The following is a 12,873-nucleotide window of genomic DNA, read 5'->3' as shown; positions in this document are numbered from 1 at the left end:
TCGTAACTGAGGAAACAGTCCACGGCGAGGCCCCGCTTGCCAATCGGTTCCGTCATCGCTAAATCGTGCGCCAACGAGGTCCGCAGGGTCCTTGGGGGATAGTTTAACGGTAGAACAACTGGCTCTGACCCGGTTAGTCTTGGTTCGAATCCAGGTCCCCCAGCCACCCTGCCCTGCATGTCTCTGATTCGGGCCAAGTTGCATAATTCGCCGATCGTGGGCGACGTTGAACACGTCCAACACATCTGATCCGGCCTCCAGAACGCGCATCGTCGTAATCGGCGCGACCTCGGCCATTGCAGAGCATTGTTGCCGGCTGTGGGTGCAGCAGGACGGCCCCGTCGAACTGATCCTGGTGGCGCGCAACGGACCCCATGCCGAGCGCATCGCGGACGATCTGCGCGGCCTCAGCACCCAGGCCGAGGTCTCGGTCGAAACGATGGATTTCCTCTCGGCGCCCGCGATCTCCGCGGCGGTGACGCGCTGGACGGCCGATCGCCCGCTCGACACGGCGCTGATCGCCCATGGCGTTCTCTCGCCCCAGCAACCCTGCCAGGACGATATCGAGAGGACGCGGCAGTCGATCGAGGTCAACGCCCTCTCACCGGTGCTATTCGCGGAAGCCCTTGCCGGCGCCATGGGGCGGACGGGCCGCGGTACGATCGGCATGATCGGGTCCATCGCCGGTGACCGCGGCCGTCGGGCGAACTACGTCTATGGCGCCTCTAAAGCCCTGATGGACCGCTATGCCCAGGGACTGCGACATCGGTTCGCGGGCTCCGGCGTGAGGATCGTCCTGATCAAGCCCGGCCCGACCGACACACCGATGGCGGCCCCGTACAAGGCACAGGGTCGGCGCCTCGCCCCGGTCGATAAGGTGGCCCGGGGCACGGTCGAGGCGATGAGGCGCGGCACGGCGGTCGTCTACCTGCCGTGGCGCTGGAAGTTCGTCATGTTCGTCGCCCGCGCCCTGCCCGACTTCCTCTTCAACAGGATCAATTTCTGACAAGGCCGGAGAGCAGAAGTGACGGATCCTTAAGTGGCGTTCTCGCAGCTGATGGAATTGCCCGCCCTCGTGACAACCCGGAAGCAGGCCAAGGACCGACGCGGGCATGGCAGTTCGCTCTTCGACACCACGCGTTGTCGGAAAATCATCCACGATGCTATGACCCGGTTTGACCAAGTCCAGGCGACGGTCACGGCGTGAGGGATAATGCCTCGAACGATCGACTCCAAGTTTGCCATCACATGCTTCTCCCTTGCCTGCACCGTCGGCCTGGTCGGCGCATTTGTCGGTCTGGATTACAGGAGCATGTGGATCGACGAACTCATAACGGCCGGCGTCGTCGAGCCGGGCGGTCGTCCCGGAAGCTTGTTCGTCCGTATCGCTTCCGATCTCAACGCCCCGCTCTACGCCGTCTCCCTCACTCTCTTCTCGAAAATCGCCGGGACGTCAGACATCGCCTTGCGCAGCTTTTCCGCCTTGGCGGCTTGTGCTGCCGTCCTGCTGTTCCTGTTCGGCACGCGGCGCAGCTTCAGCCTGCCGGCCCGCCTGTTTGGCGCGGCGATGGCACAACGGGCTCGTTCTACTGGTTCATCCAGTCCCAGAATGCCCGCAACTACACCCTGGCTCTGCTGGTCGGCACGCCTTCGCCGTGCTCCTGATCACCGCGGCCTATGTAGTGCTGTTTGTCGCCAGTTTTTCCAGGAATGTGGTCGGCAACAACTGGTTGCAAAACAACCTGAGCTGGTATTCGGATGGCATCAAATATGCGAGCATTATGGCGTTCGGGAATATCGGCCGTATTACGATTGCGTTCTGCGTAGTCGTTCTGCTGATGAGAGGCGCAGGTTGGCGAGGAGCCGCGCTTGGCAAATTTCCCTATGAGCCGGTGACCACTCTGACGGCGATCGTGCCACTCCTTGTGCTGATCGGCGGGATCAGCAGTTCACTTTTGATTGCTCCGAATTTCCTGCCGCGCTACCTGCTTGTCTGCTCGCCATTCCTGTGGGGTCTGTGCGCCCGGCTCTACGATGCTCTTCAGTCCGATGACGCACGCGCTGTTCGGCTCGGTGCCAACATCGTCCTGCCAGTCGCGGTTATCGCCATGGCAGCCATCGTTGCGGATCGCCTTCGCCCGAGCAGCGAGTCGATGCTGTGGAGCGAGCCGTTTCGCATCAGCGCCGACTGGATCCGTGGCCAGCCGGACTGTCGCGACCAAAATGTCCCCGTGCTCAACACTGATTCTGCCAGCTGATACAAGCCGGGCTATGCGGAGGAAATCTACGACAATGCCTATGCCCACTACCTGAAGGGGTATGCGAGACCGCGGATGATCTTCAGCGAGGACCTGAAGGCTCTGCAATTTCCACCTGCCCTCAAGGCCGACTTGCAACGGCGGGTTGATGGCGAAGGTTGCCCGGCCCTTGTCTGGGGCGTTCATTTGGTCTCGCTCGAAGACATGGAGGCCGCACGCAAGGAGCTTGCTCTTGTCGTCGAGCGGCCTGTGCTGATCGAAAAGTCTCGAATCAGGGTGTTTCGCGACGGCTTCGAAGGGTACGTTCTGGAGTTGGATCGCTCGTCGTCCGCGCGATGACGGATAACTTTCCAACTGTATCCAGTCCTCGATCGGGGCAGACAAGGCCGCTCTCCCGCGCAACTCGCATTAGGATCGGCGTTGCCGCCACAATATACTGACGACGGATGCAGCCCTTCTTACCGACGGTTTCGATCGTCGTCCCGACTTTCAACGAATCACAGAACCTGCCTCGGCTTGTGGGCCTGCTCGACAGGGCGATGGGCGAAATTCCCTGGGAAGTCGTCTTCGTCGACGACGACAGCCCGGACGGTACTTGGCAAGTGGCTAAGCAACTCGCCCGGGAAGACGCGCGGGTGCGCTGCATTCGCCGCGTCGGCCGGCGCGGTCTGGCGGGCGCCTGTATCGAGGGGGCACTGAGCTGCGCCGCCCCCTATGTCGCCGTAATGGATGCCGATCTCCAGCACGACGAGACGGTCCTTCCCGCCATGGTGGCGAAGCTGCGGAGCGACGAGGCCGAGATCGTAATCGGCAGTCGCTTCGTCGGCGATGGCAGCAGCGGGGACGGATTCTCCGCCGGTCGGGCCTTCGCGAGTCGAATTGCGACCCGCCTCGCCGCCCTCCTCATCGGCCGGCGCGTCTCCGATCCAATGAGCGGCTTCTTTGCGGTGAAGCGCGAGGTCTTCGAGGCCGTGGCGCCCCGCCTCGTCCCGTCGGGTTTCAAGATCCTGGTCGACATCCTGGCAAGCACCCGGGGAAAGGTCCGGATCGCCGAGGTTGGCTACCGCTTCCGCTCCCGCCAGGAAGGTCGGTCAAAGTTCGACGCACGCGCCATTCTCGACTTTCTCGGGCTCCTGCTGCACCGGGTGACGGGCGGCACCGTCCCTGTCCGCTTCCTGTTCTTCACGATCGTTGGCACGACCGGCATTGCCATTCACCTCATCGCCCTGCGGGTGGGATTGCTCGCCGGATTCAGCTTCGACACGGCACAGTCAATGGCAACCGTCGCCGCCATGACGTCGAACTTCCATGTGAACAACCTGCTTACCTACAGCGACATGAAGCTGCGGGGCACGGCGGCGTTGGCCGGCCTCCTGAAGTTCTACATCGTCTGCGGCGTGGGGGCGCTGGCCAATATCGGCGTGGCGTCATGGCTGTTCGACTCGAACGAGAGCTGGTGGATCGCGGGCATCGCCGGCGTGGTCGTCGGCGCCACGTTCAACTACACGATGAGTTCGATCATCGTCTGGCGGCAGCAGCAGAACTGAGGCGGCGCCCACCGGCGCCACCTCATCATGCCCTCAGCGGGCATTTTCCTTGTCGAAGTCCGGCACCGCTGCCGAGGCGGCTGCGAAGCGCGGCGCCTTGGTGGCCTTAAGGGCTTCGGCGCCGCCGTCGGTCTGCATGATCTTCGCCATGATCGCCTGTTGCGCGCGTTCGAAGACCCCGCGATTCTCGATCAGGAACTTCTGCGATTCGCGCAGCTTGGTCACGTAGCCGTTGATCTCCGGAATGACGTAGCGTGCGACCATGTCCCAGCTGCGGCGCGTGTTTTCCGGGTTGGCCCAATCGTGAACGAAACCCACGACCGTGCCGAACCCGCCGCTCTTGGCGTAGACGTCCTTGATGACCTTCACGAGATCGTCGGGCGTGCCGATCGTGGCGGCAGAACCCGGGGTGAACGCCGTCTTGTCGACCGCATCGTCGGGATCGGTGAACGGCGCCGCACCCGGGCGCTGCAGGGTGCCGACAATGTATTCGTTGTGCCAGCGCATCAGGCCGGTGCGGGCCTCCTCGCGAGCCTTCTCCCGGGTCTCTGCGACGTGCCAGCTCAGCAGCACGCGCCAGTTCTTCCGGTCGACCGTCTGGCCGTGCTTCTTCGCGGCGTCCTCCGCAAATTTCCACTGCGTCGGCAGCGCCAGCAGTCCCTCGTTCGACATCGAGCCGATCGAGATGATGCCGATACCGTGCTTGCCCGCCAGGGTCATGCCCGAAGGGCTGACCTGCGAGGCCACCACGAACGGCATGTCCTCCTGCAGCGGCAGGAGCTGCAGGGCCGCATCCTGCATCGTGTACCAGTCGGTCTTGTCGGTCACCCTCTCGCCCTTGAACAGGCGGCGGATGATGCCGATGGCGTGGTCCTGGCGGTCACGCTGGAGCATCGGGTCGATGCCGAGCGTGTGCGCGTCGGACGCGAGCGCGCCCGGTCCCGAGCCGAAGATCGCCCGACCGCCGGTCATGTGGTCGAGCTGCACCATGCGCTGGGCGACGTTGTAGGGATGGTGGTAGGGCAACGAGATGACACCGGTCCCGAGTTTGATGCGCTTGCTGCGCTCGCCGGCCGCCGCCAGGAACATCTCGGGCGAGGCAATCATCTCCCAGCCGCTGGAGTGATGCTCGCCGCACCAGAATTCGTCGTAGCCCAGCCCGTCGAGCTGCTCGACGAGGTCGAGATCGCGCCGGAACTGCAGCATGGGATTCTCGCCGATCGGATGGTGCGGGGCGAGGAAGGCGCCGAATTTGAGCCGCTGCATGGTTTGGTCCCCGATGACTTGTGATGTGTCGATGTCGGCGCCAATCATGCCGTGATCCAACTCCCCTCCGGAAGGCCCGCAACCGGCCGATTTCGTTGGGCGGACAAACCCTCCACGCGCTCGTCTTTCGGTCGATCCGGCAAGGGGTGCTGGATAACCTGGAAATATCCAATTAATTCTGAGACTTGAACCACACCGTGCGCCCCGATTCGACACCATCCCCGCCGCCCGCCCAACTCATCCTCGACCTTTCGAGGCTGGTCTATGCCGCGTGGTCTCGGACTCCCAAGGGCATCCCGCGGGTCGAGCTCGCCTACGCACAGCATTTCATGGCAGTCGCTCCGGACCGCTCGCACATCGCGGTGCTCGATGCTTTCGGTCGGCTCCGGATCGTAGAAAAGCGATCCGCCGTGGCCTTCGTTCAGGCGATCGCCCGCTACTGGAAGAGCGACGTTTCTTCGACCGCCGCCCATTGGCGGGTCGCGCTGTACGCCCTGTGGATTCACGTCGTCCTGATCCTGAGGCCCTGGGGTGCCCTCAGACAGCTGGTCGCGACACGGCGGGAACGCTTCGTCTATTTGATTTCGTCGCAACTCCAGCTCGACCGCCCCGCGCTCATCGAGGAACTGAAAAGCGCCGGTGACCTGAAGCTCGTGTTCTTCGTGCACGACATTCTTCCCAGCCTCTTCCCGGACCTCTTCACCGACGAGGACGCCGGGCTCTATCAGCGGCGCATGGAAAATGCGTCGCGCCTGGCTGATGCCCTCGTCGTGAATTCCCGGGCAACGGCCGAGTCTTTCAAAATCCGCTTCGGCGAGAATCCCGGCACGAGGGCCCTGATCGTTGCGCCTCTGGGCGTATCGCGGCAGGCAGCTGCCAAACCCGCACGCGAGTTCGTCGCGCAGCCCTACTTCGTCATGCTGGGAACGATCGAGCCGCGCAAGAATCACAAGCTGATCCTGGATCTATGGCTCGAGCTGCACAACAAGCTGGGGCCGTCGACGCCCCGCCTCCTCGTTATCGGCGAACGTGGCTGGAAAAACAGGGAAATTATCGAAAGACTGGAAAGGATCGCCCGCTTGCAGGGCCATGTTCGGGAATGCGGTCGGCTGCCTGATGCCGAGGTCGTCGGCCTGCTGAAGGGCGCATGTGCCTTGTTGCTCCCTTCTTTGGCGGAGGGTTACGGCTTGCCGCTTGCCGAAGCCCTCACCTACGGCACGCCGGTGCTGTGCAGCGATATTCCAGTGTTCCGCGAAGTCGGACGCGACGTCCCGGACTATCTCGGCCCGACTGACCTGTCGGCCTGGGGCGACGCCGTGCTCGACTATGCCCAGCCCCATTCTGCCAGGCGCCAGGCGCAACTTGACAGACTCCGCTCCTGGTCGCGGCCGACCTGGGAAAACCATTTCGCCGTCGTCGACGCCGCGCTTCGCGACCTTTGAGCAAAGAAAAAGGCGGCCCATCGGGCCGCCTTTTCCTTGTTTCGGGTCGTCCAGCTTACTGGATGACGATTTCGACGCGGCGGTTCTGCGGCTCGCGGACGTTCGGGCCGGTCTGGACCAGCAGGCCCTGCTCGCCACGGCCAACCACCGCGATCGCGGTCGCGGGCACACCTTCGCGAACCAGGGCGTCCTTGACGGCGTTCGCACGACGCAGCGACAGCGCCATGTTGTAGGCCTCGGTACCGGACGTGTCGGTGTGACCCGTCGCCGTGATGCGGGCGTTACCCTTCGCCTTGTAGGCGCCGGCAGCCTGCTTGATCGTGTTCAGGGCCTGGGCCGACAGGTTCGCGCGATCCCAGTCGAAGAACACCATGAACGACGGCGGCGCAACGACCGGCGGCGGCGGCGGCGGAGCGGCCGGCGCAGCTGCGAACTTGTAGGTCACGCCGGCGAGGGCCAGGATGTTGTTGTTCTGGAAGGTCACATTGCCGAACGGCGTGTTGACGCTCGGGTTCGTCGTGCCGACGTAGCGGCCTTCGATCAGGAAGCGAAGCTGCTCGGTCACATTGTAGGCAACGCCGACCATGCCCTGATAGGCGAACTGGGTGCTGCCCAGCGAGGAATTGCTGTCGATGAAGGCGACACCCGCACCGGCGCCGATATACGGCGTGATGACCGAGGTCGGCATGAAGTCGTACAGCACGTTGGCCATCACGTTGAGCTGGCCGACCTTGCCGTTGATTGCCGTGCCCGGGATGTTGGCCGACGTCGGAATCTGGCCGTAGCTGACCTCCAGTTCGACGCGCGGTCCGACGAAGTCGTAGCCGGCCTTGCCGCCCACGGCCCAACCCGTCCACGTGTTCACGTTCGAATTGGAACCGATGAACCAGGACGCGCCGCCGCCGGCGCCGATGTAGAAGCCTTCCTGGGCGTTGATGGTCTGGGCGCCGGCAGCACCCGGCACCAACAATCCCAAGCTCAGCAGAGCCAAACCAGCCTTATTCATAATTCTCCCCACATTTGACGTTGAATATAGAGGGCCGCTGGAAAGACGATACCACGAACACTGCGCTGAACTGAGGGCACAGTGTCGTTATCGCACACCCTCTGTCTCAGACTGTGGCCATCGCGCAACACATAGCCCCCTCGCTGTTCAGTCTAGGCCATTCATGTCGAGTGCCCGGCGAATCCGCCCATTCAATGGGTCGGATACCTCTCCTGCCTTGCCGTCCTGGACTTGCCGGACTCCGAGATTCTCAAGCAGAGACGCGATGACGCTCGTCTCGGTCGTCGGTCCCCAGCGCGGCAAGTTGGGAACGGCGCCAAAGTCCTTGGGTACCAGCCGGTACTGCCCCCCATAGGGCGGCAAGTCTGCTACCAGCTCGATGTCGAGGACCTCCCCCGTTGGCGGCGCGGCGGCAGCCCCAAGGCAGAGCCGCTTGCGCCGTGGGTCGGCGCTGATTCTTGCGATGTCGAGTGCTCTCCTGGCCGGCTCCAGCGGATCGCGCCGGATGAAACGCCCTATCGAATCGGCGTAGCCGGGATGAAGCGCCTCTATCGTGGCCTGTGCCGCCGCGACGAGTTCGCCCCGGGCTTCGCCAAATGAGGTGCCTCCGCGATGCCAGACGAAGAGGCCCGGCGCCGCGACGTGACGCCAGCCCGCCGCCGTCGCGCGGAGGCAAAAGTCGTTCTCTTCGCCATAGCCCCGACCGAACCGCTCCTGGTCGAATGCGCCGATCTGGTCGAGGCATGCACGGCTTACGGCCATGCAGAAGCCAATACCGGTTGGAATTTCCACCATCGGCGCATCGATGGCGGCGCACAGGCGATCCCAATGCGCGGCATCGACCTCCGGAGCCAGGCGGTTTTCGCGAAGCGTCGCCGGATAGCTCAGGATCGTCGCCGCATTCGAAAGAGGCGTTGCCGTAGCCGTCCGCGGGGTCCGCAGCGCCGCAAGCAACCGATCGAGCCAGTCACCGAAGACCCGGGTGTCCGAGTTCAAAAGGACCACGTCGCGATCGGGATGAAGGCCAATGCCGCGATTGACGGATCCTACAAAGCCGACATTGCGCTCGTTCACCAGCAGGGTGATCAACCCGGCTTCGGCCAACGTCGCCAATTCACTTCGCAGAAGAGTATCCGGCGAGGCATCGTCCACCACCACCAACTCATGGGCTTCTCTCGTCCCCGCTCTCAGCACGCTTCCAAGTGCCTGCAGCGTCAGAGCCCGGCCGCCATAGACAGGCATAACGACATCCACCCTGGCGCGGGCGCCGTCGGGGCGCTGTCGTTCCAGCAGGTTCCGAATGTCGGGGACCGGCGGATCGACTGGCAGCTCCGCGCCCCTTCCTTCTCTCCGGCCAAATCTCAACCAGTGGGAGAACGGCTCGTACCCCGCAAAGCCCGTATCCGGATTGTCCCGGCGATACTCGTCCGGCGAAAAGCCCGGCTGCGGAGACCAGCCCCGCGCGGATCCTACCGTCAAATAGTGGAGAGATGCATCTTCCGGCGACGAGAATGATCGCCCCGCCGAACGGGCATAGTGCGCGATATCGATGGTTCCGGGCACGAGGCCATAGTGCCGACAGAGTGCGCGCTTCCAGCCCGGCAGGGCGTGTGCGAGCGCCATCGCAAAGCCGCCGCCGTGCCGGACAATACCGAGCATGACCTCGCTCGCCGTCCTCGGCGATCGCACGCCGCTCACCGGCTCACCCACTGGTCGCGCAACTGCAGCAGCGCCGCCAGAAGCCCCGCCGGGTCGGCAGACAACGCGCGGGGAAGTATATGGCCGCGTCCAAGCCGGCGCAGGCGTGCCGCCGGGGCACCGATGTCGAACACGATGACCGGAAGCCCTTGCGCAAGAGCCGCGGTCAGCACGAACGACCATGATTCCGGCCAGATGGCCGGCAGAAGAACCGCATGCGGGGCCGCTTCGCTCAAAAGCCTGTCGAGATCTCCTGGGTGATAGGTCCCGCTGACGCCGATGCTTGGCGGCAAAGGTTCGGACGTTGGGCCCAGAATCGATAGTCGCAGGGGGGCGCCTGCCTGCTCAGAGGCGTCAGCAAGAGACTGTACGACGCGCAGGCCTTTGGAGACATTCAGGGCGCCCAGCGTGACGATCCGCAAGGGCTCGTTGGGCGACACCCGCGGTGTGCGCTCCGGTGAAAGACTGGAATCGCTCTCGGGTTCCCAGACGGCGATCGGCCTTTCCAGGTACCTCCGCATCCGCATCGCAAGATCGTCGCTGGGTGCAACGACGCTTTCGGCGGTGGCAAGAAAGGCCAAGTGGTCGCGGCGCCAGGTCAGCGGATCGAAATCACGTACCTCCGCACCATGCTCCGCGATGCACCGCATGCACGTTTCGGGTGGGGCCACGTCGCAGCAAATACCGGCTCCAGTGACCAGATCGATCCGCGGACACAACATGAAATAGTCGTGCAGAACGACGTCATAAGGTACGCCAAGCCGCCTGCCGAGATCACGCAACCAACCCATCGTCTCCAGTGGACGATCGACGAGATGATTAACGAGGAGCCGCGTCACGTTAAGCCGCCGGGAGAATTCGGCCAGGGCCTCTAGATCGGATGAAAGGTCGAATGTTCGATCTTCAATGACCGCAAGCGTTGGAGCCTTGAGGACGGTCCGAGCGCGGAGGACGTTGCGCCCTCCGTTCTCGATGTGCCGCTCGTATAAATCAAGAAAGCGGCTGCTGCCGCCGCCCCGCCCATGATGAAACACCAGGACGGCCTCCGCGCCCTCCCGCCACGGCGAGCGGTCGTTACGCGCCTCGACCTCATTGCGGGGAGAATGCTGCTGGCGCGGCTTCTCCAGATGATGGAACAGCGGATCCACTCCGGGCGGCCGCTGCAGATAGTACCCCCGGTAGAAGGCGGGATCGAAGGCAGGCGCGGGAGCGCGCCGCGTCCGCCATCCCACGAGTGCATAGTGGAGCAAGGGCCCGCGCGCGACGCGGCGACGCTGCGCCTCATCTTCGAACTGACAGAGATAGAAATCACGGTCGAAGCCGCGTTCGAGCACGGCCAGCCGCGGTGCCATGACATGTATCAGGAAAGGCCAGACAATGTTGCCGGCCAGGCGCCCGAGAACCAAGCCCTCGACGATGAGCGTGAGGAATTTCGTGAGAGCCGGCTCGGCCACGGCATCGATCGTGCGGCGATGCCACCGGGCACGCCAGCGTGACGGCTCGTAGCGCGAGGGAATGCGGACCCGCATCCCGCTAGTGGTCGAGGCTTGTGCGCCGCGCCGTCAGCGACAGCGCCGGATGGAAGAACGGATCGTCGAAAAGGACGTCCTTCCAGCCCGCCAGGAAATGTCGCCTCTCGGCCGCGTAGCGCTTGGCGACGTGCGATCTGCCACGGGAGGCGGACTCTTTGTGCTTCAGGACCACGTCGGGCGTGAAGACCGTCTTCCATCCGCGCTTAGCCAGTCTCAGGCAAAGATCGACATCGCCGAGTTCGACCGGATATCTCTCCGCATCGAAGCCACCAATCGCGTCGAACTTTCTCTTTTCGACAGCCAGGCATGCGCCGGTCACGGCCGAGACCTCGTGCGGCACCGCAAGGCGATTGAGGTAGCCCGGATACGCCGGCAAGGCTCCAATATCGATATGGGCTGCATAGCCCCCCAAGCCGAGCACCAGCCCGCCATGTTGAAGACGTCCCGAAGGATAGACAAGCTTGGCGCCCACCGCGCCAATTTCCGGTTGCATCGCCAAGCCGGTTAGCTCGCCGAGCCAATCAGGTCGCATGACCTCGGTATCGTTGTTGAGAAACACAAGAACCCGACTCTCGGCGCATTCAGCCGCGTAGTTGCAGAGGGCGGAAAAATTGAAAGGCCCCTCAGCGCTGAGAACCCGGACTCGGGGATGCGCTCGGGCTCGATCCAGAAGCCGCCGCGCCGCTGGTTCCGTGCTGCCATTGTCGACGATCAGCAGATCGAAATCCCGGGGTGCCGTTTTTTCGAGGCTAGCAAGACACGCCGCCATCAGATCTGCACGATCCCGCGTTGGAACTATGAGCGTGGCTGTCGCGGCCGGGAGAGCCGGCTTGGCAATCGCGATCCGCTTCTCTTTGCTTGGTTCTTTCCACACCTTCGTGAGCAACACCCGACGAATGTGGCCGACAGGCCGCTCTGATGCGGCAAAGAGCGCATCCCAGGTCGCCGGGCGTAACATCTCGCCCAGCGGAAGCTGGCCGTGCGCATCGAGTGCCCGACACCGCGCATAGATGGCGCGCCCGACGAATGGGCTGGCTCTGTGGAAAATCGGGCTCCAGTCGGGTTTGAGTTCCGGCGCGACATAGCGGCCGGCATCGATCGAGTCCTCGTCGGCATAGAATAGTGTGTGATCAGGGCGCGTCCCCGCGAACTCGACCAGCGCGGCCATCGCATAGTCGGAAATCGTGTCTCCGGCAGAGATCGGCAGAATGATGTCCGAGGAGTCGAGTCCTCGCCACAACACCTCGGCCTTCGCATTCCTCTCGACACAAACGACCCGGCGCTCCCCCCCGCAGGCGATGTCAGCGCCGACGAAGACAAGAGACCAGTGCGGGTAGACCTGCCGCTCCAGCGAAGCAACGGTCGCCTTGACCGCCTCGTCATCTCCCTCACCATTTTCGAACAGTATCACGCGAATATGCGGCCCTCGGTCCCAGCTGTCCCGGCGAGCCTCCAACCCCGTCACGTCAAGGCCCCGCTCATTGGCGACGCGCCACTCGTGGTACCGCTGGAGTGGGGTGGCGCCGAACAGGTTCATCAACAGTCCGTCAGAGGCTACTCTGCACCCGACCAGCCGCAGCGCCGCCGCGAGCAGCGCCTTCGCCGGGCTGCGGTTCCGGGCTAATGCGAACAATTCGCTCCCTGAGAGCATCAGTCCTTGCAGAAGGCTGAAGTGAGCCGTGGAACAACCGGCTGGCAGACCAATGTGAATGCGTCGTGTCCTTCCCGGAACCCTCCCAATCCACTCTCCGATTCCAAACAAGGCGGCCGACATTGGCTGCTCCGTCTCCCCGGCGTCGCCCTCGAAGCGGATTACCGGGCGACCAGCCGAGCCATAGAGCGTCGTCCGATATCTCACCCACAGCCAGCCTTCTGCCGGCGCCCCTTTCCGAAGGGTCAGCTCATACTGCGCGCTGGCTGCAGCTCCATGAGCCAAACCGTCGACCCGCAGCGAGGACACGTTGGCCGCGGCGGCCGCCACGGCTTGCAAAGCTGACGGCGCGCTCACCATTTAATCACTCGTTTGTGCACGCCATCGCACTCCCTCCTCGGCAAATTTGTTTTATCATGAACTAATTGCAGTTACCTCTGGCACGGGCATCGGCCGCCGACGCAAGAACAACA

The 12,873-nt window shown here is 63.6% G+C and carries 10 protein-coding genes and 1 tRNA gene; 6 read left to right on the top strand and 5 right to left on the bottom strand.

Features of this window, described 5'->3' with window-relative positions:
* Positions 1-92 precede the first annotated feature (92 nt).
* The 5 genes from ACQY78_RS00345 to ACQY78_RS00325 all read left to right on the top strand — a co-directional run bounded on the left by ACQY78_RS00345 (position 93) and on the right by ACQY78_RS00325 (position 3,805).
* Positions 93-166 (top strand) — tRNA-Gln (locus tag ACQY78_RS00345).
* Positions 167-226: 60 nt separating this feature from the next.
* Entirely contained in the window at positions 227-1,006 is a 780-nt protein-coding gene (locus ACQY78_RS00340) for an SDR family NAD(P)-dependent oxidoreductase (RefSeq protein WP_428681665.1), read from the top strand.
* A gap of 649 nt (positions 1,007-1,655) precedes the next feature.
* Positions 1,656-2,258: a hypothetical protein gene (locus tag ACQY78_RS00335; RefSeq protein WP_428681663.1), complete on the top strand. Its 603-nt coding sequence runs from the start codon at positions 1,656-1,658 to the stop codon at positions 2,256-2,258.
* A gap of 75 nt (positions 2,259-2,333) precedes the next feature.
* Positions 2,334-2,597 carry a hypothetical protein gene (locus tag ACQY78_RS00330; protein WP_428681661.1) on the top strand — a complete coding sequence of 88 codons (264 nt, stop codon included), beginning with the start codon at positions 2,334-2,336 and terminating at the stop codon, positions 2,595-2,597.
* A 107-nt stretch (positions 2,598-2,704) separates the two neighbouring features.
* Entirely contained in the window at positions 2,705-3,805 is a 1,101-nt protein-coding gene (locus ACQY78_RS00325) for a glycosyltransferase (RefSeq protein WP_428681659.1), read from the top strand.
* Positions 3,806-3,838: 33 nt separating this feature from the next.
* Here ACQY78_RS00325 and ACQY78_RS00320 read toward each other — a convergent pair whose 3' ends face one another.
* Positions 3,839-5,071, bottom strand: coding sequence for an LLM class flavin-dependent oxidoreductase (locus ACQY78_RS00320; protein ID WP_428681657.1), 1,233 nt, complete (start codon positions 5,069-5,071; stop codon positions 3,839-3,841).
* A 185-nt stretch (positions 5,072-5,256) separates the two neighbouring features.
* Between ACQY78_RS00320 and ACQY78_RS00315 the strand changes: the two genes are divergently transcribed.
* Positions 5,257-6,513: a glycosyltransferase family 4 protein gene (locus ACQY78_RS00315; protein ID WP_428681655.1), complete on the top strand. Its 1,257-nt coding sequence runs from the start codon at positions 5,257-5,259 to the stop codon at positions 6,511-6,513.
* 55 nt (positions 6,514-6,568) lie between these two features.
* Here the strand turns inward: ACQY78_RS00315 and ACQY78_RS00310 are convergent, their stop codons facing one another.
* The 4 genes from ACQY78_RS00310 to ACQY78_RS00295 all read right to left on the bottom strand — a co-directional run bounded on the left by ACQY78_RS00310 (position 6,569) and on the right by ACQY78_RS00295 (position 12,760).
* The gene (locus tag ACQY78_RS00310; protein ID WP_428681653.1) at positions 6,569-7,519 is read right to left on the bottom strand and encodes an OmpA family protein; all 951 of its coding nucleotides are present in this window, start codon (positions 7,517-7,519) and stop codon (positions 6,569-6,571) included.
* A gap of 147 nt (positions 7,520-7,666) precedes the next feature.
* Positions 7,667-9,178 (bottom strand): glycosyltransferase family 2 protein, encoded by a 1,512-nt coding sequence (locus tag ACQY78_RS00305; protein ID WP_428681651.1) that lies wholly within the window; start codon positions 9,176-9,178, stop codon positions 7,667-7,669.
* Between the two features lie 35 nt (positions 9,179-9,213).
* Positions 9,214-10,671: a hypothetical protein gene (locus ACQY78_RS00300; protein WP_428681649.1), complete on the bottom strand. Its 1,458-nt coding sequence runs from the start codon at positions 10,669-10,671 to the stop codon at positions 9,214-9,216.
* A 79-nt stretch (positions 10,672-10,750) separates the two neighbouring features.
* Entirely contained in the window at positions 10,751-12,760 is a 2,010-nt protein-coding gene (locus ACQY78_RS00295) for a glycosyltransferase family 2 protein (RefSeq protein WP_428681647.1), read from the bottom strand.
* Positions 12,761-12,873: the final 113 nt, after the last annotated feature.

The organism is Reyranella sp., from assembly GCF_965279625.1.
GTDB lineage: Bacteria > Pseudomonadota > Alphaproteobacteria > Reyranellales > Reyranellaceae > Reyranella.
Note: the sequence above shows the minus strand (reverse complement) of the source record. Positions and strands in the feature narration are given on the sequence as shown.